Raw genomic sequence first — 23739 nt, 5'->3', positions numbered from 1 at the left:
ATCAGCAGTAATTTATTTTCCTGATATGAATAGTATCTAAAAATTGCCGTAATATCATAAAAAAGTTGTTACGAAAGTATGTGCTTCATGAACTATAAATGATCATAAATAATCAGGAGGAAGCGAGATGAAGAAATTATATAAATTTATGTTAATTCTATTTGTAGTGATAATAAGTGCATTGCTAGTCAGTTGTAAAAAAGAAAAGGTGGAGTATCCGCCCCTTCTGACAGAGGAAGAAGTATTGGAAAGGCTGAAGGAAACATATGGGGAGGAATTTGAAATTCGAAGTAAGAGGGATTTACTGTCATTGGGAACGTGGATACATGCACCTGGACCTTATTCTGATCTTGCGGATGGACTTGTTTATGAAGCCAGTCCTGAAAGTGATCCGTCCTTTGTATTTAACGTATATACTTACCGGTGCTATGGGAATGCCAGCCCCATTCCTTTTTCAAAATCAGGTGGATTGCAGGCAGAACTTGAGTACCATGACTGTTATGGACAGGATATATTGGAAAAACGATTTAAGGAGAAGGCAAAAAAGTATGGGATAGTTTATACAACAAAATATGGCGGATTTTATGACGGATATGAATTTTCGGAGGAAGCACGTATAGCTCGCATAAAGGGTGAATATGAAGAGTTCAGTAAAGATTTTATTGATATAAAAAGTTATCATACGGGTATTAAATATTATATTTATATTCGAGATGAAAATATAGAGGAAATGGCTGAAAAAATATCCCTTTGTGTGCTGGAATTGATGGAAGAGTATCATTACAAAGAGGGAATGTGTTTTGATTCTTCAATATTAATTCAGGTAAGGTTTAAGGATAAAGAAGGAGAGGAGAAATCTACAGATTATGTAGGAAGAGTTTTATTTGATGAATATGGAGATGAAGCTTTTAATATAAAAAAAGAGGTTCTTATGCATGATTTGGAAAACGTGGTGGAAGAGGAAAAAAATAGGTTTCAAAATAGGAGGTAATAGATAGCAATTGATATGAAAAAAAGTAGATGAGAAAAAAACAGGTTGCAAAAAGGAGGAATTAGGAATGAGTGAAATTACAAAAGAAGAACCTCGGTTTTTCCATACAATTTTCCGATAAGCTGACAGAGGAGCAAAAAAAGAGGGGAAGGTGTAAGGTCTGCCGGACTATTAGAATAAATTGTCATGCAAGTATGTGCTGTGTGAACTATGGCTGATAATAGAATAAATCGGGAGGAGGCAAGATGAGGAAATTACATAAATTAATATTAGTTTTATGTGCAGTGCTGATAAGTATATTGGTAGTTAGTTGTAAAAAAGAAAAAGTGGAGTATCCGCCCTTGCTGACAGAGGAGGAAGTGCTAGAAAGACTGGAGAAAACATATGGTAAAGAATTTGAAATACGAAGTAAGACGGATTTGCTGTCATTAGGAAAGCTGGTAAAAGCTCCTGGCCCTTACAGTGACATTGCAGGAGGGTTTGTATATGAAGCTAGTCCCAAAAGTGATTCATCCTTTGTTTTTAAAGTATATACCTATAGAGCTTACGGGAATGCCAGTCCTATCCCTTTTTCAAAATCGGGTGGTTTACAAATAGAACCGGAGTACTATGAGTGCTATGGTCCGGATTTGCTAGAACAAAGGTTCCGAGAGAAGGCAAAGAAGTATGGAATTACTTATGAGACTGAGTATGAGGGATTCAGAGATGGGAATTCTACATCAGAAGAAGCAAATGATGCTAGACGACGAGGTAAGGTATGGATTCCTGATTTTGAAGAAAAAGACTATCATATAGCTATGTCTTATAACATTTACATAAAGGAAGTTGAGATAGAGGAAATGGCAGAAAAACTCTCTCTTTGCATAACGGAATTGATGAAAGAATATTGTTATGAAGTAGGAATGAATCTATATTCATCTATTGATATCCAAGTGTGTTTTAAAGATAGAGATGGAAAGGAAGAAACCACTTCTTATGTAGGAAGGAATTTATTTTGTAAACGTTGGGGATTGGAGTCAGGAGAGTTTGATATCAGTAAAGAATTTTTAATACGAGATTTAAAACAAGCTGTTGAAGAAGAAAAAAATTGATTTTAAAAACATGAGGTGGCGAAACTCTAACTGTGTGAACTATGGTTGATAATAGAAAAATATCAGGAGGAAGCAAGGTGAAGCAATTACATAAATTAATAATAGTTTTATGTGTAGTGCTAACATATACATTGTTAGTCAGTTGTAAAAAAGAAAAAGTGGAGTATCCGCCCCTTCTGACAGAGGAGGAAGTCCTTGAAAGATTAAGGGATACCTATGGGGAAGAATTTGAAATCCGAAGAAAAATAGATCTGTTGTCATTAGGATATTGGGTAAAAGCGCCGTACGGTGACCTTGCAGAAGGGATTGCTTATGAGGTGAGTCCTAAAAGCGATTCATCCTTTATATTTAAAGTATATACCTATCGGACATATGGGAATGCCAGTCCCATCCCTTTTTCAAAATCGGGCGGTTTGCATGCAGAACTTGAGTATCGCGACTGTTATGGACAGGATTTACTGGAGGTGAGATTTCAGAAGAAGGCGGAGAAGTATGGAATTGATTATGAAACAGAATACGGCGGATTTAGGGCATATCCAAAGGTAAAAAAAGATGATAAAAGTTTAATTGATAAAAAAGATTATCATACTAGTATTAAATATTACATTTATATAAAAGAGGAAGATATAGAGGAGATGGCGGAAAGGATATCAGCCTGTGTGACAGAATTGATGGAGGAGTATAATTATGAAAAGGGGATAAACTTTAACTCTTGGATAACACTTCAGGTATTATTCAAGGATAAAGAAGAAAAGGTTGAAACTACGAATTTTATAGGACGAACTTTATTTGATAAAAGAGCAGGAAAGGAATTTGATATTAGTAAAGAAGCACTGATATATGATATGAAAAATGCACTGGAAGAGAAAAAAAACAGATTTCAAAAATAAACGGAGATGAAAAAATGGGAGAGATTACAAAAGAGGAAGCGGTTGCACTGTCAGCAGTGATTTATTTTCCAGATATGGAAGAGGTTATAGGCAAAGATAAAGAAAATATGACCATGGGAAGTTATTTAGAAAAATTAAGAGATAGAATTGAGGATAATGAAGAAGGTAAATACCCCACTGAAGAAACTATGAATACCTGGGATGAGGAATATCTAAAAAATCACAATAATCCTTATGGAGGTATGATGAGCCAGAAAGAGTTTTTAGAAGTGGTAGAAGTACTGGAGAACTCGGAGACATTGAAGGATATGAAACTAAAAAACTTTAAAGATGTGGGCGATACCGGCTTCCGTGCCGTAACCCTGATCGACCCGGAAGAAGAAACAAATCCGATAATGGTATTTCGCGGCACAGCAGCAGACGGCCAGTGGGATGATAACCTGGCCATGTTCATTTCCTCCCAGACACCGACCCAGAGGGAGGCCATCAAATATGTGGCAGGCTCCGGACTGGAGCATATTATACCAATCGGCCACTCCAAGGCAGGAAATCTGGCAGCGGCCCTTGCGTATCTGTTTCCGGCAGGAATTATAGAAAGAGCCTACTCCATAGACGGCCCCGGCTTTTCCATCCCGTTTGCCGATAAGCTGGCAGAGGAGCAGTTAAAAATAGGTAGAAGCTTAACCATAGGAATCAATGATGCCAGGGATATCGTCAATGCCCTGTTGGGACGGCCTGCCGGGTATTCCGAATATTTTTATCCCGAAGGAAAGGATTTTGAGGATCTGCCGGAATATCAGAAGAGTTTAATAATGAATTTTTTTGGTGCACATAAGCCAAATTATTATCTTGCAAATCAGAAAGAACTAAAAAAAGCCCCGGATGCACTTCCCGTAGGAATAAATCTTCTTACCAATGCAGATTTTCTGTATGAGCTACCTCCCGCAGCCAAGGTTGCAGCAGCTAAATTCCTGGCTGGCTGCCTCTACAGTAAGGCAGAAGGAGAAGGGGTTAAGAATACGAAGAATACCAGATGGAGCATGTCTGACTGGCTGTCAGTCCTGGCAGCGGAAGAAACATACCGGCAGGTTTTGAACAAACGGGAAAATACATTGATGAAACGTCTGAGCAAATTATATGGAATCAATTTTTCTTCTAATGCTCTCCGCCAGCCGCCAAACAGCGAAGTGGTGGACGGAGCCATTCTGGAATGCTGGTATTGCAGTGGAAGCGGAACTTTAAAGGTACCGGAATCCCATGGAAAGATAACCAAGGGAAAGGCAGTAGCAATTAAGCAGGATACGAAAAAAGGAGAGAACATCTGTATGGATGAAGGGGCCGAGTGTACGGCAGAGCTGGTGCAGGTTCCTTCCCGGATTGTGGGAAAAGGAGATATGACGCTGTGTGAACCGGAATTTTTACTTGACTGGCTTTTAACGGATGAGAACAAGACGATTAATGGAAAGGAGATTGTCCTGAAAAAATCTGTGTTAGGCTGTCTGAAGGGAGGGGTTGTCACCGTATTCCATAACGGACAAATAAACAGGGCAGCCGATTTAAAATCTATGCAGATCAGAAGAAAGAATTCTGCTCAGAAGAGTTTAGACGCCACAAAAGAATATGGAAAGAAGCAGGCAGATGTTCTGAAAGAATACGGAGATGATCTTTTAAAAAGCCTGAATGACCAGGCCGGAGATTTATGGGATTATGGAAAAAACCAGGGGAATCTGACCTCCGCCTACTTAAAAGAAAGCAAAAATAATCTGGACAGGCTGTGGAAGGAGCAATATGCACAGACGGAACAGTTGCTGGGGTCCCCTTATACGTTGTCCGGGGGCATATCTCCGCTGGATTATACAAAAGAAAGTCTGGAAAATGTATATGAGCATGCAAAAGAGCAATCAAAGAGTGCTAAGAATTATGCAATGGATTCTGTGAAGAACACAGGAAAACTCATTCAGGAGAGCTTTTCCACGGCCTTGGCTGGAACCAAAGATGCAGCTAAAGCCATTCAGGAGACTGCAATGAATACCTGGGATTACTTGGGCGATATGAAGGAAATAAAGATTGAAAATAAATTAAGCAGACAGGAGAGGGATTCCAGTTTCATCATTCGGACTGCAGAGGGAATTCTTGGAACCAGTAAATAGGGAGGGCTGATTTTTGAAGTACAAAAAATATGAGATTGATATAGAATTGCCTGTTCACAGTATTCATGATTTTAATATTGTAGAAGAGATTAATCATCATACCGTTCTTTTTTTAAAAGGGATTTATAAGGAAGATGATAATGATGACCGCATTATGAGGCTTTACGAGGGAAGCAAAGTAGAAGTAAAGGAAAACGGGCGGCCAATATTCTGCGGTCTGCTTCACAGGATACAGATGCACTTGAAAGGACAGGTCAGCCAGTTTGAGCTTTATGCTTTTTCCTTCAGTTTTCAATTGGATATAGAAAAAAAGAGGCGTTCCTTCCAGTGTCTGGAAGATACATATGAACAGATTGCCGGGAAGATCATGTCAGCATATGCAAATGGAAATGTGCATTATGCGGCAGAAAACAAACAATTGTCTCATATGCTGCTGCAATATGAAGAGACAGACTGGGAGTTTCTGCTCAGACTGGCCTCCCATCAGGCCGGATATCTATGCATTAACAGTTCTGCTTCCTATCCTGACATTAAAGTTGCAGCCGAAAATGAGATACCAGGAAAGGTGCTGCAGTCAGAAAACTATGAAATACGGAAAGATATCGGGAAATATCGAAAGATATCTCAAAATGCTTTACTGCCTTTTGCAGGTGAAGATGTCACTTATATAGTGGAAAGTACAGAAAGAATTTCAGCAGGTTCTGCTGTTAGCTTTCATAAAAAAGAATGGATTGTGAGAAAATCTGAGACAATCGTAAGAAATGAAGAAATCTATTGCCGGCTGTATCTTACGCATTTTATGAATACCAGGACGATAAAGCTTGAGAATAAAGAACTTTATGGTCTGAAGCTAGAGGCAATTGTAAAGGAAGTAAAGCGGAATCAATTAAAGGTACATTTTCTTATTGATCAGGAGTATTCAGGGCAAGGCTATCCTTATATTGATTATGCGGGCGGTGTAAATAATGAATTGGGATACTATATGCCGCAGCCGGGAGACCGGGCAGTTGTATCTTTTTCCGGTCCGGAGGAAACAGGGATTGTGGCAGATATGGTGCGAAACAAAGAAAATCCCGTTATTCTGACGGATAGTCCAATGGAAAAATATTTTTGTAATGAAAATCAGAAAGGGATGTACTTGCGGCCCTCGGAATTTACGCTGAGTGATGAGAAGTCCAGTACAAAAATATGCCTTACAGAGAACGGACGGGCGCTTCTTTCAGCTCCGGGGTCTATTTCGGTTAAATCTAATGGAAATCTGATTTTAGGAGATCAAAATCCGAAAAGAATTTCAATCCAGGCAGGAAACAGTGTTTCTTTTAAGACAGGCACTTCTTCTATCAAATTAAATCAAACAGGTAATATTAGCTGTAAAGCGGAAAATGGGGTGAAGTGTACCGGAAAGCCGGAACAGCTTCAGGGAGGTTGTGAATATGAGGTACCGGCAGAAGGCTTGAGTGGAGTACAAGGAGCATTGATGTCGGTTGCGTCAGTTGAATTTATATCACAGGCAATCAGCGGGAAGAGCAGCTATAGTGATTCCGTCGGCTTACTGGGTGATATGTTTGGTACAACAATGAATCCCCCGTTGTCTGAAGAGCAGTCTTGTCTGAATTACAATCCGATACAGGATGGGATGCTGGGGGGAGAAGAAGGATTGTTTCGTGTTATATCCTATGGAGAAAGCTTGAACGGAGAAGAGTAAGAGCCGGAGCTGTGGAGACATTTTTTACATAAGGAAGCGCTTGACGTTTGAATCAGCCTGATTTATTCTTAAAGGTAGAACAAAGTATGAACACAAAGGTGGTGAGGAATATGGTGAGGACGGTTGTATCCGTAGGGCTGGCAGTAGGAGAAAACTGGAAGATTTATAAAAACAGGATCCAGCCCGAAGTGCTGACTGGGAGAGAAAAAAGATTGAGCATTGTGACCGGGGTCCACGGGGACGAGCTGGAAGGCCAGTTCGTATGCTATGAATTAAACCGCATGCTGCAGGAAAACAGGGAACATTTAAAAGGAATTGTGGACATCTATCCGGCCCTGAATCCTCTTGGTATAGATTCCATCACCAGAGGCGTGCCCGGCTTTGACATTGACATGAACCGCATTTTTCCGGGAGACGAGGAAGGGGCTGTCACCGAGCACATCGCCTCAGAGATCATATCGGATATATCCGGTTCTGATTTCTGTGTTGATCTCCATGCCAGTAACATATTTTTAAGGGAGATCCCCCAGATCCGCATGAGTGGGAAACGGGCGGAAGAGCTGATTGAATATGCAAAGGTTATGAATGTAGATCTGGTCTGGATCCATGAAAATGCGGTCGTGCTGGAATCCACCCTTTCCCATGGGTTAAACAGCATCGGCGTTCCCACCTTTGTTGTGGAAATGGGAGTGGGCATGCGGATCACCAGAAGTTATGGCCGCCAGCTGGCCGAAGGAATTTTCTGCCTGATGAAGAAGCTGGGGATCTGGAGCGGAGAAACCATCACTCCCAGAGAACCCATGATATCCCTAAAACGGAAACTGGGGCTGGTAAACGCGGAAAAGGCCGGCATCTTCATGCCGTCGGTGGAGCATTTGGGAAGGGTGGAGGAGGGCCGGTCCATTGGCCAGATCTTAAATCCTCTGACCGGTACCATTCTGGAAGAGGTGTTTTCCCCCATTACAGGGCTGGTCTTTACCCTGAGAGAATATCCGGTGGTATCCGTGGGCTCTTTACTTGCCCGGGTGCTGGGAGGTGAGGAAGCATGAGGAAAGAAGTGATTCTGACGCTGAATAATCTCTATCGGGATAACATGAACATTTATGGCTATCATTTCGGAAAAGGGGAAAAATCAGCCTGCATTGTGGGAGCATGCCGCGGAAATGAGGTCCAGCAGCTTTATATCTGTTCCCAGCTGATCCGGCGGTTAAAAGAGCTGGAGGAGAGGGGAGCTATTGTAAAAGGCAATGAAATCATGGTCATTCCCACCGTGAATACTGCCTCCTTAAATGTGGGAAAGAGATTTTGGCCCGCGGATGATTCGGATATTAACCGCATGTATCCGGGAGACGGAACAGGGGAGACTACAAAGCGGATCGCCGCCGGTATTTTTGACGCGGTAAAAGAATACAGCTATGGGATCCAGTTTACCAGCTTTTACATTCCGGGTAATTTCGTTCCCCATGTGCGGATGATGGATACGGGATTCCAGAATCCAAGTCTGGCGAACTTATTTGGCCTGCCCTATGTGGTTGTCCGGGATGCCAAGCCGTTTGATAAAGCTACCTTAAATTATAACTGGCAGCTTAAAAATACCAATGCTTTTTCTGTATACACAAGCGGAACCGATCAGATCGACGAACCGTCTGCCAAAATGGCAGTGGCATCGGTGCTGCGGTTTCTGACCCGTATGGGAATGGTACGCTATACCAGCCACAGCGGCTACATTGCCACCGTTCTTCATGAAAGCGACTTAGCCAGTGTGCGGACAGACTGCGCAGGGATTTACCGCCCGTATTTTAAGCCCGGACAGGAGGTAAGCCGGGGGGATGTGCTGGCAGATATTCTGGATCCCTGCGAAGGTGAGGTCATGAGCCAGATCCTGGCTCCCACAGAAGGAATTGTATTCTTTGCCCATTCCCAGCCATTAGTGATGGAAGGAGCCATTATCTTTAAAATTATCCGTAGGCTTCACGAGTAGAGGAAACAGGCTTGACTGTTAAATGACTGCCTGGCTATAATAGATATCATAATAATTGAACATTTATTCAATGAATGCAAATGGGAAGTGACTGGAGAAATGGATATGCAATATGCGGCTTTGGAGCAAATGCTCATGAATTCAATAAAAGAAGTGCAGATAAAATTAGGATATGAGAAAGAATCCATACGGTTTTATTATCCGGAAAAGGCATTGATGAAAATACTGAAGATCAGCGGAGAATCCGGCCAGGTAGTAAAGACGGCGATGGAGGGCTTCAAGGAATATGTCAAAGGACGGCTGGGAGACATTAAGATCTCAAAAAGCCAGGAACGTTTTTGCTTTGAGATACCGCCGGAAGGCGTGGAGTACGCAGCGGAAAATGGAAAGGACAATGGTTTTTTAAAGGAATTCATTGAAACCGTGGAGAGACCCGATGCAGCATTAGATGATATATTACATGTCTTTCAAAAATTTACGGATGGTAAGGTTATTTGCCTGGAATCCGGAGAAGAGGAATGCGATTATATCATATATTTTGAAGATCCATCCGTTGACTGCTACCGGTATTACATGAAATTCCATGAAAACCATATCACATACCACAGATTTTTATCCGATGATGCAATGGATATGGGCTTATAACGATATGATACGAGGAGAAGAAAAGAATGCGAAAGAAAAAATTGATGGCGACCTTATTTTCAGGTCTGGCGATTATGTTTGCAAATAGCTTTACGGTTAAGGCAGAAACGTCAATACCCATAGTGGCTCCGCCGCCGTATGAGGAGCCGGCCGGCCCTGGAGTTAACATAAAAAATAATTATACCCGGACATCGCCTGCAGGCACGGGAGAACAGGTTGCGGCCTATGCCAGACAGTTTATCGGAAATCCCTATGCATATGGAGGGACCAGCCTTACGGAAGGCGCAGACTGTTCCGGGTTTGTGATGAGTGTCTATCAACAGTTTGGAATAAACCTGCCAAGGACTTCCGAAGAGCAGGGAAAAGCAGGAACCGACGCAGGCGGCCTGGAATATGCGCAGCCAGGTGACCTCATATCTTACATAGGACATATCGGTATTTACGCGGGCCAGAACCAGGTGATACATGCAAGCGGCCCTGAAGACGGGATTAAAGTTTCCAAGGTGGATTTTATGCCGATCCTTTCAGTCAGACGGATCTTAAATTAAAAAGAATAAAAAGTGTTTTAAAAGAAAAAGAGGGAAGGCTCTCCGTGTCCGGGAAGCCTTCCCTCTTTTTCTCAGACGTTCAGCCATAATCTATGTTTCCCTCTGCGAAAAAGCCAAAAGTTTTTCAGTCATAATTTGTCCCACCTCACATATATTGAGGTAAGAGGAGGGATGAAGGTGGAGAGGAAAGACGAGCTTATCAGTATATTTTCCAGGAACATAAGAGAAATATTAAACCGGGTGGCCATCGACTTTGACGAGGTTCAGGAAATCAGGCTCCGGGTGGCAGCCCCCCTTTTGATATTATACCGGAATGAAGAGTATTATGTAACCCCCCAGGCAGCCTTGAGCAAGGATAGAAGGGCAGCCTATATAGTCTCTAAAAATGAACTGAAGGATACCGTGGAATACATGAGCAGCTATTCCCTGTATGCTTTTGAAGAGGAGATGAAGCAGGGGTTCCTCACCATACAGGGCGGTCACAGGATCGGGATTGCAGGAAAAACCATTTTAGATGAATCCGGAATAAAGACCATGAAATACATATCCTTTATCAATGTCCGGCTGTCCCATCAGGTAAAGGGATGTGCCTCTCCGGTTCTGCCCTATCTCTATGAGGAAAGGAAGGAAATCTGTCACACACTGATCATTTCTCCGCCAAGATGCGGAAAGACCACTCTGTTAAGAGATTTGATCCGGCAGGTTTCCAACGGTTCCGAAGGACATGCCGGACTGACGGTGGGAGTCGTGGATGAACGGTCTGAGATCGGGGCCTGCTATCAGGGCATTCCTCAGAATGAATTGGGGATCCGTACCGATATTTTAGACTGCTGTCCCAAGGCCAGAGGGATGATGATGCTGATCCGGACCATGTCCCCCCGGGTGATCGCTGTAGATGAAATCGGAAGCAGGGAGGACTTAGAAGCCATGGAATACGTAATGAACTGCGGCTGTAAGCTGATCGCAACCGTTCACGGAAGTTCCATAGACGATTTGAAGCAGAAGCCGGTCCTTAGAAAGCTGGTTGAGGAACGGGTCTTTGAACGGTATATCGTCTTAAACAACCTTGGAAAGATCGGAAACATTGACCAGATATACGATTCCAGAGGAACTCAGCTTTATAAAGCCCAGGTACATCAGATGGAAAAACAGTGGGACAGGCAGGAGTGCATGGCTTATGGATAACGCATGGCTGCGGATTTTGGGAGCGCTTCTGGTCATTGTATCCTGCTCGGGCCTTGGTTTTTTTATGGCGGCCCAATGGAACGAGCATTTAAGGACTGTGGAGAAGCTCCGGAAAATGATTTTTCTATTAAAAGGGGAAATTGTTTATGCCAATTCCCCGCTGACAGAGGCGTTTGAGCGGACCGGCAGAAAAGCCGGAGGCGAAATCGGTGTTTTGTTTGAGAATGTTTCAGAAAGACTTTCGGGACAACCAGGGGAACCCTTTTATACCATCTGGCAGGAAGAGATTAACAAGCTTCCGAAGGAGGTCTGTTTATCCAAAGAGGACAAACAGAATTTAAAAGGGCTGGGAGAGCATCTTGGATATCTGGACATGGATATGCAGGAAAGGAACATCCTTTTGTATCTGGAGCAGCTTGACTTAACCATCGGCTATTTAAGAGAACATAAACAGGAGAAAAGCCGCCTTTATACCAGTCTCGGTATCATGGGCGGTTTGTTCCTGACAATTGTAATGTATTAAGGAGGATAGCATGGGGGTCAATTTGATATTTAAAATTGCAGCAGTTGGAATCCTGGTTTCCGTCATCTGCCAGGTACTAAAGCACAGCGGACGGGAAGAACAGGCATTCTTAACAAGCCTTGCGGGGCTGATCCTGGTGCTGTTCTGGCTTGTGCCTTACATTTACCAGTTATTTGAATCCATTAAAAATCTGTTTGCATTGTAGGTGAGCACCTTGCAGGCTTACCCTTATGCCCTGGAAAGCAGGGCAGGAAAGAGGAAAACATGACGGTAGTGACCATAGCCGCAGTAGGAATCGCAGCGGTGCTTCTGGCGGTTTCTTTAAAGGGGATGAAGGGCGAATACGGAACCTATCTGGTCATGGCGGCGGGCTTTTTTATCTTCTTTTACGGTATGGGAAAGCTTACCACCATTCTGGATACCATGAAAGAAATCCAGTCCTATATTAAGATTAACAACGTTTATCTGTCCACGCTGGTGAAAATGATCGGCATTACTTATATCGCAGAATTTGCCGCGGGGATCTGCAAGGACGCCGGATACGGGGCTGTGGGGACCCAGATTGAAATATTCGGGAAGCTTTCCGTGCTGGCGGTGAGCATGCCTATTCTGCTGGCTTTAATTGAAACGCTGCAGGTATTTTTATCATGACGGGAGGAAAAAAGACCATGAAAAGGATCGCCCTTTTCCTGTTGTGTCTGCTGCCAATGCTGTTTTTCTGCGGGGATGCTTTTGGGGCGGAGACGTCTTTGGGGCAGGAGACCGGCGAAAGCGTAAACGGAGAACTGGATCTGGATCAGTATGATTTATCGGATATTCAGAATTTCCTGGACCGGATGAAGGGAAAGCAGGGCATGAACCTTTCGTTTAAAGAGCTCATGAAGGATCTGATGGATGGGAAGTTAAACGAAGTCATGGGACAGGCCGGCAAGGCGCTTAAGGATATGCTTATGGCCGAAGTAAGCAGCAGCGGGCATATGATGGGACAGATTATCGTGCTTGGGATCATTGGAGCGGTGTTCACCAATTTTTCCAGTGTCTTTACAGGAAGCCAGATTTCAGAGACCGGTTTTTTCGTCACCTATCTGCTTTTGTTTACGTATCTGGCGGCCAGCTTTTTTACCAGTGTGACCATTGCAGGAGACGTGGTAGGACAGATTCTGGATTTCATGAAGGCATTGCTGCCGGCCTATTTCCTGGCGGCGGCATTTGCAGGAAGCAGTGTATCGGCAGTGGCCTCCTATGAATTTACCTTGTTTGCTCTTGCTGTTTCCCAGTGGCTCCTGGGACAGGTACTGTTATCCATGGTAAGGGTCTATGCCCTTCTTGTCATGGCCGGACATATTGCAAAGGAGGATATGCTTTCCAAGCTCACCGAGCTTTTGGAGCAGGTGGTTACCTGGAGCATAAAGACCCTGGTCGGGGTTGTGCTTGGTTTTCATATCATTCAGGCCATGGTACTTCCTTATGTGGATTCCATGAAAACCGGAGCAGTCCAGAAGCTGATCGGTGCCATTCCGGGAATCGGAAACGGAGTAAGCTCTGTTGCCCAGATGGTTCTGGGGTCCGGAGTGCTGATAAAAAATACCATTGGTGCTGCCGGTATTATCGTGCTTCTCATTATTTCCGTGGTCCCGCTGCTTAAATTGGTGGTGCTGATGATACTGTATCAGTGCGTTGCCGCTCTGTTGCAGCCGGTCTGTGACAAGAGAATCGTTTCCTGCATTTCCGATATGGCAAAAGGCCACAAAATGCTGCTTTCCATAGCAGCATCCGGGGTGCTGTTGTTTGTAGTTACCATAGCATTGGTGTGTGCCTCTACCAATGTGACCTATTATACCGGGTGAGTGACATGGAAGAATTGTTTGAATGGATACGCAATATTACTTATTATCTGATTTTCATAACCGTAGCAATGAACCTCCTTCCTGATAAAAAATATGAGAAATACTTAAAATTTTTCGCAGGCATGGTTCTCATCCTTCTGGTGCTGAAACCCATTACAGGAGGTTTAAGGCTTGATGAAACGCTGGCTTACTATTTTGAGGCGATCAGCCTTAAGAAGGAGGCGGGAGAATTAACGGGAAAAGTTTCTGAAATGGAAGAAAAAAGGCTTGAAAGCATGATCGCCAGGTATGAGGAGGCGGTGGGAGTGGATTTAAAATCAATGGCAGAGACAGCCGGCTTTGGATGCAGGGAATCAGCCGTGGAGATTGATAAAAATCAGGAAAGCAGCACATTTGGCCATGTGATACGGGTATCCATGCTTCTGATCCCGGATGGAGCCGGACATGAAGCAGAAGGCACGGTCGCGGCCATAGAAAAGGTAGAGCCGGTAAAGAAGGTACAGGAGGTAGATGGGGGAAAGATAAGCAGTTCAGAATCGAAAAACAGCGAGGAAAAGGAGCCGGAAGACGTGAGAAAAAAGAAACAGGAAGAAAATTCGCGGCTTTCTGGTCTTAGAAGGCGAATTGCCGAATATTATGATTTGGAGGAACAGGATATTGAAATTCAATTGGAAGATGGGAAAGGATAAATGGCTGATTCTGCTGGCGGCCGGAATGATTATCCTGATCCTTACATTTCCCTCCGGTTCGGGTATCGCTGAGAAAGTGGAGCGGACAGCAGAGAGTAAGAACCAATCGGTACTGCAGCAGGGACTTGTTGCGGAGACTGAAGACGGGGAACTGGCTGTGGCAGCCGGAGCAGACCAAAACTATGAGGGACAGCTGGAGGCGAGGGTGAAGAAAATCTTAAAAACCGTGGATGGGGTCGGTCAGGTAGATGTGATGATCGTACTGAAATCCTCAGAAGAAAAAGTGCTTCGGGTTGATAAGAACAGCTCTGATTCCTCCACCGAGGAAAAAGACAGCTCAGGAGGAACCAGAAAGATTACCAGCGCAGAACTGCAGGAAAGCACCATTCTGACCGGTACAGGAGAAAATACATCTCCCATTGTGGAGAAAGAGATACGTCCGGAAATAGAAGGAATTATCATCAGTGCCCAGGGCGGAAGCAGTCCTACGGTAAAAGCTGAAATTTCCAGTGCCATGGAAGCATTATTTAACCTGCCCCCACATAAAATAAAAGTATTAAAGAGGGTGGAATAAAAAGGAGTGTCAGGTATGAGAAATTGGAAAACAAGCAATGAACCCAAAATCCCTAGAACCCCAAAGAAAATGGATATGAAGAAACTGTTCCGAAGAAACCAGATTATTATCACCACGTTGGCCGTTATGATAGCTGCAGCTGGATATTTAAACTATGCCGGAAAACAGGAGATGGCTTCCGGGACAGATGTCTATGAGGCAGGAATGACTGACATTTCCGAAGAAGATATTTTAGCGGAAAATCAGGCCCTTAACGAAGGTGACGCAAATCAGGAGATTGTGAGCCTTGACCAGGATGCCGAGGACATCGATAAAATGGCCGCAGCAGAGTCATCGCAGGCAGAGGAAAATACGGAAGCAGCAAACACCGATTTAGCTGCGGAGAGTACGGCAGCCGCGGACCTTGCGGCAAATGAAACCCAGGCAGCCGGCACCGGTCTTGAAAATCCCGGAGAAGCGGTTCTCACCAGCGGCATGAATGTATCGGATTACATATCTAGCGTCCAGTTAAACCGGGAACAGGTAAGGGCCAAAAATAAGGAAACCTTAATGAACCTGATTAACAATCCAAACATTGAGGAAGCAGCGAAGCAGGAAGCCATTCAGGAAATGATCGACATGACAGCTATATCCGAAAAGGAAAATGCGGCGGAAACCCTGCTGCTTGCCAAAGGTTTTGCAGATCCGGTGGTCAGCATCTCCAACGGAAAGGTAGATGTGGTCATCAATGCATCCAGCATTACCGATCCGCAGCGAGCCCAAATTGAGGACATCGTAAAGAGAAAAACCGAGGTTGGAGCAGAAAATATCGTGATCACCCTTATGAAACTGGAAGAGTAAAAAGCCTTTGCAAACAACTGACAATTTTGCTATAATGATTCCAGAACCTAGAATTTAAGTACAGGAGGGAATTGCTGTGGCAGAAATGGAAAACAGAAATACTCACAAGGTATATGAAAAAGATAAAATCGGCGAAGTACAGATTGCGGACGATGTGGTGGCTATCATTGCAGGCCTTGCTGCAACGGAAGTAGAAGGTGTAGATTCCATGGCAGGCAACATCACCAATGAATTGGTGTCAAAGCTGGGCATGAAAAATTTGTCCAAGGGCGTTAAGGTAGAGCTGACAGAGGAACATGTTTCTGTGGATCTTTCCTTGAACATCAAGTACGGTTACAGCATACCGGCCGTTAGTGAAAAAGTTCAGGAGAAAGTGCAGAACGCCATTGAGAATATGACAGGCCTGACGGTTCTGGATGTCAACATCCGGATTGCCGGCGTTGCATTGGAAGAGAACAAGTAGATTTTTAGAAGTCGTAAACGGGGGGCGGACCGGCAGGAGGTCCGGGCCCCCGCTTTTCTTTTGTGTTTAAATGAATAAATTTTTCTTGTAATGGCATTGCACAGGACTTATAATGAACCATAAAGCGTACAGCAGGATTCTTAAGGGACAGGTGTTTTAATATATGACGAATCATAGGGAAAAGGATCAATACTCGCCAAAGGTAATGGTTTTGTTTGGGTTGGTGATTTCTGTTATTATGGGAATATGCGCTTTAAATCTTTATTATTTCAGGGAAGTCGAGAAAAGCCTGATAAAACAGACTTACCGGGATTTAAAGCAGGAGAATGATAAGGCGCTTACTTATCTCCAGACGATGGTCCAGACAAAATTTGAATGGTTGGAAGTATTTGCGTCCTACTGTGATCCACCGGATGGATCGGGAAAGGAAACATGGTGGAAGGAAGTCGGGCAATTTGAGAAGGAAGGTTCCCGGTTTGGAGTGGCGGACGAGCATGGGACCATGTATTTTGGGGATCATGAAACCGAGGACGTTTCAGCACGGGATTATTACCGGAGAGCGTTAAAAGGAGAAAAAAGTGTTTCCGCAGTTCTTAAAAGGGATTTTAACGGTCAGGACGGCATCGTTCTGGCTGTTCCGATTACGAGAGACGGGCAGGTGAAAGGGGTAGCCTGCATGGAATATGCTACGGAAGAACTGGGGAATTATTTAAATAATACGGAGTTAAGCATGTACGGTGCCAATCTGATTTTTACAAAGCGCGGAGATTTGCTGGTCGCATGCCACGGTTCTGAAAATTATAATACCATTTATGATATGCTGAAGGCAATGGAATTTCGGGACGAGCAGTCTGTGAAGCGGATGGAGGCAGCGGTGCAGAACGGGCTTTCCGGATACGCCACCTACTACAGCAATGGGAATAAAAGGCTTCTTTATTATCAGTATGCCGGGATAGAGGATTGGATGGTTGCCTCTCTGGTGGAAACAGAAGGGTATGAGAGCACTCTTCACCGGATCCGGGGGCTGTCGGCAAGCTTTATCACAGGTTCCACGATTATGCTGGTCTGTGCGGTCTTACTTATTATATGCATTCTGTATTTAAGGAAAATGGAGGCAAAGAGGGCCCAGAAGGATTATTTAACAGGAGTTTATACCAGAGAGACCGCCAGGAAGCTGGTGGAGCAGGGGTTAAAAGGCGGAGGGAAAAAGCGGTTTTATGCGTGTATGTTTCTCGATATCGATGATTTTAAGAAGGTCAATGATACCTTTGGACACCACAGGGGGGATCTGGTTCTGGTGGAAGTCGGTCAGATTTTAAGTGCCTGTACAAGACAAGAGGACGTGATCGTCCGCTTCGGCGGGGATGAATTCTGCATCTGGCTGTATGGAGCGAAGAACAGGAAGCAGCCGGAAGCCATTGCAGAACGGATTTTAAGCGCTTTTCATATTTCCGGCAAAGTGCATGCAAGCATCGGCATTACTCTGGTGGGAGAAGGTGAGATGGAATACGACGCCATTTTAAAAAGAGCGGATAAGGCTTTGTACCAGGCAAAGAGAAAAGGGAAGAATCAGTTTGCAGTTCAGCTATAAATGCCTCACAGGAAGAACCATAGCCTGAGTGCTCCTTGAAACTATTGGGAATTTCAAGTATAATGAAATTTAAATGTTTAAAAAGAAAAGGAGAAACGCATGAAAAAGCTTAGACTTGGGATCATCGGAAATGGTTATCTTGGGGGAATTATCGCAAAGGCATGGAACGATGGCTTGCTGCCTGAATATGAGCTGGTCGGTATCGTCGGAAGGACGAAGGAAAAGACCGATGCACTGGCAGAGGAGCATGGCTGCAGATCCTGCCCGGGCATAGATGAGTTACTGGAATTAAAACCGGATTACATAGCTGAGGCGGCATCGGTGGAGTCTGTTAAGGATATGGCGGAAAAGATTCTGGCAAGCGGCTCCAATCTGGTCGTGCTGTCCATTGGCGCTTTTGCGGATCAGGGATTTTATGAAAGGGTGAAGGAAACGGCTTACAGGCATCATACCAGGGTGTATATTGCCTCCGGGGCTGTCGGCGGATTTGATGTGCTTCGAACGGTATCTCTGATGGGAGAGGCGGTTTCCGGGATCGAGACCAGGAAGGGACCGAAGTCATTGCAGAATACACCTCTTTTTGAGGAGCATTTGCTGACGGATGCTGAGAGCACAATGGTGTTTGATGGGAATGCAAAAGGGGCGATCGCCCTTCTTCCTTCCAAGGTGAATGTTGCGGTGGCAGCTTCTTTGGCAACTGCCGGTCCGGAAAAGACGAAAGTGAATATTCACAGCGTTCCGGGAATGGTGGGGGATGACCATAAGATTACTGCGGAAACCGGCGGGGTGAAGGCTGTAGTGGATATCTATTCAGAAAACAGTGCCATTGCCGGCTGGAGTGTGGTGGCGGTTTTACAGAATATTGTTTCACCCATCGTATTTTAGGGGAGGACTTAAGGATGTTTGAGAAGTTAGTGGCGATTGAGCCGGTGAATCTGGTGGAAGATGCGGAAAAAGAGCTTTTTCGTTATGCCGGGGAAGTGGTGCTTTATGATGACATACCATCTGATGACGAAGAGATTATTAAGAGAATTGGGGATGCGGATGGGGTGCTGCTCAGTTATACCTCCAGGATCAGCCAGTTCGTGTTTGAAAGGTGTCCGAACATCAAGTATGTGGGGATGTGCTGCAGTCTGTATTCGAAGGAAAGTGCAAATGTGGATATTGGTTATGCGGAACAGCATGGGATAACGGTCCGGGGGATCAGGGATTATGGTGATGCGGGGGTAGTGGAGTATGTGATCTGTGAGCTGGTACGGTTTCTTCATGGATATGACAGGCCTGTGTGGAAGGATATGCCGGTTGAGATCACCGGGCTAAAGGCCGGTGTAATCGGTATGGGAGTTTCCGGCGGGATGATTGCAGAGGCTTTAAAGTTTTTTGGTGCGGATGTTTCCTATTATAGCAGGAGCAGAAAAATGGAGTATGAGGAGAAGGGGATGAAGTACCTTCCGCTCCATGAACTTTTGGAACGCAGCGAGGTAGTGTTTACCTGTTTGAATAAAAATGTAATTCTGCTTCATGAAGAGGAGTTTAATAAGCTGGGGAATGGGAAGATTTTATTTAATACGTCCATTGGGCCGGCGTTTGAAGCGGAGGATTTAAAGAGATGGCTGGATCAGGGGGATAACCGGTTTGCCTGCGATACGGCAGGGGCCATAGGGGATCCGGCAGGGGAACTTGTGGGGCATCCGAAGGTGTTTTGTGTGAATGCTTCGGCCGGGAGGACGAAGCAGGCGTTTGGGATTTTGAGTGAAAAGGTGCTTGATCATATCAGGTGCTTTTTGGGGGAAGAATGAAGTTTCTATTGTATAAAAAACCCCGGTAAGGTATAATAATTCCAAGCGTCCAGAAAAATCACCAATAGGAGGACCATGGTAAATGACCAGAAGTAAATTGCGCGAACACTGCTTTAAGATGCTCTTCTGCACGGATTTTCATCCGGCGGAGGAGAAGTCGGAGCAGCTTATTCAATATTTTGAGGAACCGAAAGAGGATGATTTAAACACGGAAGGCGTGGAGGAGATCGTCCATGACGTGGATATGAGCGAGGAGAATTCTGCTTATTTAAAAGAAAAGGCAGAGGCCGTTATCCTTAAGATTCCGGAATTGGATTTAAAAATCAATGAAGTGGCAGAGGGCTGGAAGACAAAGCGTATGGGAAAGGCGGAACTTACCATTCTCCGGCTTGCTTTGTACGAGATTTTATATGATGAGGATGTGCCGGAAAAAGTAGCCATCAATGAGGCGGTGGAACTGGCTAAGAAATACGGCGGGAACGAGGCTCCGGCATTTATAAACGGAGTCCTGGCAAAGCTGGTGTAATATGGCAGGCGTGTATTCCGTTTCCCAGGTCAATGCTTACATTAAGAATATGTTCGCCCAGGATTTTGCTTTGAACCGGATTTCCATTAAGGGCGAGGTGTCCAATTGCAAATACCATACCTCCGGCCACATATATTTTACCTTAAAGGACGGGAAATCGTCTATTTCGGCGGTGATGTTTGCCGGGCACAGAAAAGGTCTTGCTTTTAAGCTGGAAGAAGGCCAGCAGGTTGTGGCAAAGGGCAGCGTGGAAGTTTATGAGCGGGACGGGAGGTATCAGCTCTATGCCCAGGAAATTACAAGAGAAGGAATCGGTGACTTGTTTGAAAGGTTCCAAAAACTGCGTGATGAACTGGAAGAGATGGGGATGTTTTCCCCTGAATATAAAAAGCCCATTCCCAGGCATGCAAAAACCGTAGGAATCGTAACGGCTCCCACCGGTGCGGCGATCCGGGATATTATGAATATATCCGCCAGACGCAACCCTTACGTGCAGCTTTTTCTATACCCGGCTCTGGTCCAGGGAGAGAACGCAAAGGAAAGCATTGTAAAAGGCATTGAAACCCTGGATCAGATGGGGCTTGATGTTTTGATCGTAGGGAGGGGCGGCGGTTCCATTGAGGATTTGTGGGCATTTAATGAGGAGATCGTAGCAAGAGCTGTTTTTAACTGCATCACTCCCGTGATTTCCGCTGTAGGCCATGAAACTGATGTGACCATTGCGGATTATGTGGCGGACATGCGTGCGCCTACGCCGTCTGCGGCCGCAGAACTGGCTGTATTCGATTACAGTCTGTTTGAGGAACAGGTGGAGCTTTACCGGAACACGCTTGCAAAGACCATGGACAGAAAACTGGAGCGTTACCGTTTCCATGCGGCTCAATACGGTCTGAGGCTGAAAGTTCATGATCCGAAGAGCCGTATCCGGGAGAACCGGCAGAGGCTTGCCGATGCAGAAGATAAACTTAGAGGCCTTATGCTGTCGAAGGCAGCTTCGGACCGGGTCAGAACGGCGGAGGGAGAGCATCGCTTAAAGCAGCTGATTGAAAAGCAGGCGGTCCGGGACAGGCACAGGTTAGAGCTTTTTATCAGCCGTCTGGAGGCCGGGTCCCCTTTCAAACGGATCGGCGGCGGGTATGGATTTGTAACCGATGAAAAAGACAGGCGCATAGATTCCGTAAACCAGGTAAAAGCCGGAGACGGGATACGGCTGAGAATCCGGGATGGAAGCGTGGAAGCGGTGGTTTCCCGGATTACCCCGGCTGAATTCGGCCGTTCCCCAGCCGGACAGGAAAAACAGACGGCGGCAGCAAGACCATCGGATAAGGAGGACCGGGCTTATGGCAGCGAAAAAGGAAAAAAACATTGAAGAGACATTCGGAGAGCTGGAAGAAATCATACGCAAGCTGGAAAGCGGAGAAAGTTCGCTGGAGGAATCCTTTCAGTATTACGAGGCCGGTATAAAACTGGTCAAGTCCTGCAATGAAAAAATAGATAAAGTGGAAAAAAGAATCATTGTATTAGAGGAAAATGGAGAGAATCATGAACTTTAAAGAAATACTGGCTGTCCGGACAGAGGAGGTCGGCCATGTTGTAGAAACATACCTTCCCCCCGTGGAAGGCCATCAGAGCACGGTTTTAGGGGCTATGGATTACAGCGTACGCGCCGGAGGAAAGAGGCTGCGGCCCATGCTGATGGAAGAGACCTACCGCCTGTTCGGCGGCCAGGGAAAAGAGATTGAACCCTTTATGGCGGCAATCGAGATGATCCATACCTCATCTCTGATCCACGATGACCTTCCTTGTATGGATAATGATACATTGCGCCGGGGGCTTCCCACTACGTGGGTAAAATTCGGCTACGATATTGCCGTTCTTGCAGGAGACGGTCTTTTGATGTATTCCATGGAGACGGCCGCAAAAGCCTTGGGCCTGACGGACCGGGCGGACCGGGTTGCCAGATGTATGGGAATTTTGGCGGAAAAAGCGGGATTTTACGGTATGATAGGCGGCCAGTCTGTGGATGTGGAGCTGGCAGGAAAACCCATTCCGCGGGAAAAGCTGGACTTCATCTACCGGCTGAAGACGGGAGCGCTTTTAGAGGCTTCCATGATGATCGGAGCCGTGCTTGGAGGAGCCGGGGAAGAACAGTTAAAGCTGGTGAAGAAAATGGCATCCTGTGTGGGACTTGCTTTTCAGATCCGGGATGATATCCTGGATGTGACAAGCAGTGATGAGGTTCTTGGGAAACCTGTACTCAGCGATGAAAAGAACCATAAAACTACCTATGTAACCCTGGAGGGCATGATAAAGGCAAAGCAGGATGTGGAGATGATTTCAGAAGAGGCGGTTTCCTGCCTCCATGAGCTTCCGGGACAGAATCAATTTCTGGAAGAACTGATCCGGATGCTGGTGAACCGGGAAAAATAAAGGATCTGATTAGAATATGATATTGGAATTAATAAACGGGCCTGAGGATATCAAAAGCCTGACCAAACAGGAGCTTGATATCTTAAGCCAGGAAATCCGCAATTTTTTGTTAGGAAAAATCAGCATGACAGGAGGCCATCTGGCTTCCAATTTAGGAGTTGTGGAACTGACCATGGCGATATACCTGGCTTTCGACCTTCCAAAAGATAAAATCATCTGGGATGTAGGACATCAGTCCTATACCCATAAGATATTAAGCGGCAGGAAAGCGGAATTTGATGACCTGAGGCAGTACGGCGGCATCAGCGGCTTCCCGAAGCGGAAGGAAAGCCCCTGTGACGCTTTTGATACCGGACACAGCTCTACGTCTATTTCAGCCGGGCTGGGACTGGCTCAGGCAAGGGACGTGCTGGGAGAGGATCATTTCGTGGTATCCGTCATTGGAGACGGCGCCTTGACCGGCGGCATGGCCTATGAGGCTTTAAACAATGCGGCCAGGATGGAGAAGAATTTCATCATCATTCTCAACGATAACAACATGTCCATCTCAGAAAATGTCGGCGGCATGTCAACGTATTTAAACAGCATCCGTACCGGGGAAGGCTACCTGGATTTAAAAAAGCATGTGACCAATGTGCTGTCACGCATTCCGGTCATAGGAGACCAGCTCATAGATAAGATCAGCCGGACCAAGAACGGGATCAAACAGCTTCTGATCCCAGGGATGCTGTTTGAAAACATGGGAATCACCTATTTGGGACCGGTGGACGGCCACAATGTCAAGGCACTTAAAAGGGCCTTGCGGGAAGCGAAGAAACTGGACCATACCGTGCTGGTTCATGTAATTACCCAAAAGGGCAGGGGATACGCTCCGGCGGAGAGGAATCCATCCAAATTCCATGGAGTTGACCCCTTTGATATTATCACCGGCGAACCGAAGAAAAAGAAGGAAAACCCCAGTTATACCGATGTGTTTTCCAAAACCATCTGCAGTCTGGCCGAGAGGGATCAGAAACTTGTGGCGGTAACGGCAGCCATGCCGGATGGAACAGGTTTAAAACGGTTTTCCCGCCTGTATCCTGACCGCTTTTTTGACGTGGGAATTGCAGAAGAGCATGCGGTTACGTCGGCAGCGGGGATGGCGGCAGGCGGCTTAAAGCCGGTGGTGGCGGTCTATTCTTCCTTTTTACAGCGGGGCTTTGACCAGATTCTCCATGATGTGTGCATACAGAATCTGCCTGTGGTGCTTTCCGTTGACCGGGCGGGCCTGG

26 protein-coding genes are annotated in these 23739 nt (G+C 45.4%); all 26 read left to right on the top strand.

Annotated elements, in window-relative coordinates:
* Window positions 1-127 precede the first annotated feature (127 nt).
* Window positions 128-991 (top strand): hypothetical protein, encoded by an 864-nt coding sequence (locus BQ9856_RS01810; RefSeq protein WP_077609449.1) that lies wholly within the window; start codon window positions 128-130, stop codon window positions 989-991.
* A 245-nt stretch (window positions 992-1236) separates the two neighbouring features.
* Complete coding sequence (locus tag BQ9856_RS01805) at window positions 1237-2082, top strand: hypothetical protein (protein WP_077609448.1); 846 nt, start codon at window positions 1237-1239, stop codon at window positions 2080-2082.
* 77 nt (window positions 2083-2159) lie between these two features.
* Window positions 2160-2972 carry a hypothetical protein gene (locus tag BQ9856_RS01800; protein ID WP_077609447.1) on the top strand — a complete coding sequence of 271 codons (813 nt, stop codon included), beginning with the start codon at window positions 2160-2162 and terminating at the stop codon, window positions 2970-2972.
* A gap of 14 nt (window positions 2973-2986) precedes the next feature.
* Window positions 2987-5122, top strand: a complete 2136-nt coding sequence (locus BQ9856_RS01795; protein ID WP_077609446.1) for a PAAR-like protein — start codon at window positions 2987-2989, stop codon at window positions 5120-5122.
* Between the two features lie 13 nt (window positions 5123-5135).
* Entirely contained in the window at window positions 5136-6827 is a 1692-nt protein-coding gene (locus BQ9856_RS01790) for a hypothetical protein (protein WP_077609445.1), read from the top strand.
* Window positions 6828-6937: 110 nt separating this feature from the next.
* Window positions 6938-7876 (top strand): M14 family metallopeptidase, encoded by a 939-nt coding sequence (locus BQ9856_RS01785; RefSeq protein ID WP_077609995.1) that lies wholly within the window; start codon window positions 6938-6940, stop codon window positions 7874-7876.
* The gene (locus tag BQ9856_RS01780; RefSeq protein ID WP_077609444.1) at window positions 7873-8808 is read left to right on the top strand and encodes a M14 family metallopeptidase; all 936 of its coding nucleotides are present in this window, start codon (window positions 7873-7875) and stop codon (window positions 8806-8808) included. The genes BQ9856_RS01785 and BQ9856_RS01780 overlap by 4 nt, the downstream gene beginning before the upstream one ends.
* A 99-nt stretch (window positions 8809-8907) precedes the next feature.
* Window positions 8908-9453: a DUF3877 family protein gene (locus tag BQ9856_RS01775; RefSeq protein WP_077609443.1), complete on the top strand. Its 546-nt coding sequence runs from the start codon at window positions 8908-8910 to the stop codon at window positions 9451-9453.
* Window positions 9454-9479: 26 nt separating this feature from the next.
* Window positions 9480-10001, top strand: coding sequence for a C40 family peptidase (locus tag BQ9856_RS01770; protein WP_077609442.1), 522 nt, complete (start codon window positions 9480-9482; stop codon window positions 9999-10001).
* A gap of 171 nt (window positions 10002-10172) precedes the next feature.
* On the top strand, window positions 10173-11186 hold the full coding sequence (gene spoIIIAA / locus BQ9856_RS01765; RefSeq protein WP_077609441.1) for a stage III sporulation protein AA: 1014 nt from the start codon (window positions 10173-10175) through the stop codon (window positions 11184-11186).
* Complete coding sequence (locus BQ9856_RS01760; protein WP_077609440.1) at window positions 11179-11709, top strand: stage III sporulation protein AB; 531 nt, start codon at window positions 11179-11181, stop codon at window positions 11707-11709. The genes spoIIIAA and BQ9856_RS01760 overlap by 8 nt, the downstream gene beginning before the upstream one ends.
* Before the next feature lie 10 nt (window positions 11710-11719).
* The gene (gene spoIIIAC / locus BQ9856_RS01755; protein ID WP_013273849.1) at window positions 11720-11914 is read left to right on the top strand and encodes a stage III sporulation protein AC; all 195 of its coding nucleotides are present in this window, start codon (window positions 11720-11722) and stop codon (window positions 11912-11914) included.
* Between the two features lie 59 nt (window positions 11915-11973).
* The gene (gene spoIIIAD, locus BQ9856_RS01750) at window positions 11974-12360 is read left to right on the top strand and encodes a stage III sporulation protein AD (RefSeq protein ID WP_077609439.1); all 387 of its coding nucleotides are present in this window, start codon (window positions 11974-11976) and stop codon (window positions 12358-12360) included.
* Window positions 12357-13556: a stage III sporulation protein AE gene (locus BQ9856_RS01745; protein WP_235839100.1), complete on the top strand. Its 1200-nt coding sequence runs from the start codon at window positions 12357-12359 to the stop codon at window positions 13554-13556. The genes spoIIIAD and BQ9856_RS01745 overlap by 4 nt, the downstream gene beginning before the upstream one ends.
* Before the next feature lie 5 nt (window positions 13557-13561).
* On the top strand, window positions 13562-14245 hold the full coding sequence (locus BQ9856_RS01740; protein ID WP_235839099.1) for a stage III sporulation protein AF: 684 nt from the start codon (window positions 13562-13564) through the stop codon (window positions 14243-14245).
* Entirely contained in the window at window positions 14214-14819 is a 606-nt protein-coding gene (locus tag BQ9856_RS01735; RefSeq protein WP_442855458.1) for a stage III sporulation protein AG, read from the top strand. The genes BQ9856_RS01740 and BQ9856_RS01735 overlap by 32 nt, the downstream gene beginning before the upstream one ends.
* Window positions 14820-14834: 15 nt before the next feature.
* The gene (locus BQ9856_RS01730; RefSeq protein WP_200801233.1) at window positions 14835-15659 is read left to right on the top strand and encodes a SpoIIIAH-like family protein; all 825 of its coding nucleotides are present in this window, start codon (window positions 14835-14837) and stop codon (window positions 15657-15659) included.
* 85 nt (window positions 15660-15744) lie between these two features.
* Window positions 15745-16122, top strand: coding sequence for an Asp23/Gls24 family envelope stress response protein (locus tag BQ9856_RS01725; protein ID WP_077609992.1), 378 nt, complete (start codon window positions 15745-15747; stop codon window positions 16120-16122).
* A 163-nt stretch (window positions 16123-16285) separates the two neighbouring features.
* On the top strand, window positions 16286-17713 hold the full coding sequence (locus BQ9856_RS01720; RefSeq protein WP_077609436.1) for a sensor domain-containing diguanylate cyclase: 1428 nt from the start codon (window positions 16286-16288) through the stop codon (window positions 17711-17713).
* Between the two features lie 99 nt (window positions 17714-17812).
* Window positions 17813-18598 (top strand): aspartate dehydrogenase domain-containing protein, encoded by a 786-nt coding sequence (locus BQ9856_RS01715; protein WP_077609435.1) that lies wholly within the window; start codon window positions 17813-17815, stop codon window positions 18596-18598.
* Between the two features lie 14 nt (window positions 18599-18612).
* Window positions 18613-19512 carry an NAD(P)-dependent oxidoreductase gene (locus tag BQ9856_RS01710; protein WP_077609434.1) on the top strand — a complete coding sequence of 300 codons (900 nt, stop codon included), beginning with the start codon at window positions 18613-18615 and terminating at the stop codon, window positions 19510-19512.
* Between the two features lie 82 nt (window positions 19513-19594).
* Window positions 19595-20038, top strand: coding sequence for a transcription antitermination factor NusB (gene nusB, locus BQ9856_RS01705; protein WP_077609433.1), 444 nt, complete (start codon window positions 19595-19597; stop codon window positions 20036-20038).
* Between the two features lies 1 nt (window position 20039).
* Window positions 20040-21407: an exodeoxyribonuclease VII large subunit gene (gene xseA / locus BQ9856_RS01700; RefSeq protein WP_077609432.1), complete on the top strand. Its 1368-nt coding sequence runs from the start codon at window positions 20040-20042 to the stop codon at window positions 21405-21407.
* Window positions 21379-21591: an exodeoxyribonuclease VII small subunit gene (xseB, locus tag BQ9856_RS01695; RefSeq protein WP_077609431.1), complete on the top strand. Its 213-nt coding sequence runs from the start codon at window positions 21379-21381 to the stop codon at window positions 21589-21591. The genes xseA and xseB overlap by 29 nt, the downstream gene beginning before the upstream one ends.
* Window positions 21581-22468 (top strand): polyprenyl synthetase family protein, encoded by an 888-nt coding sequence (locus BQ9856_RS01690; protein WP_077609430.1) that lies wholly within the window; start codon window positions 21581-21583, stop codon window positions 22466-22468. The genes xseB and BQ9856_RS01690 overlap by 11 nt, the downstream gene beginning before the upstream one ends.
* 16 nt (window positions 22469-22484) lie before the next feature.
* Window positions 22485-23739 (top strand): 1-deoxy-D-xylulose-5-phosphate synthase (gene dxs, locus BQ9856_RS01685; protein WP_077609429.1); only part of this gene is annotated, 1255 nt, incomplete at its 3' end.

The sequence above is a fragment of the Clostridium sp. Marseille-P2415 genome, from assembly GCF_900155545.1.
Classification (GTDB): domain Bacteria; phylum Bacillota; class Clostridia; order Lachnospirales; family Lachnospiraceae; genus Lacrimispora.
The sequence above is the reverse complement of the archived record's forward strand: the minus strand, read 5'-3'. Positions and strand labels throughout refer to the sequence as shown.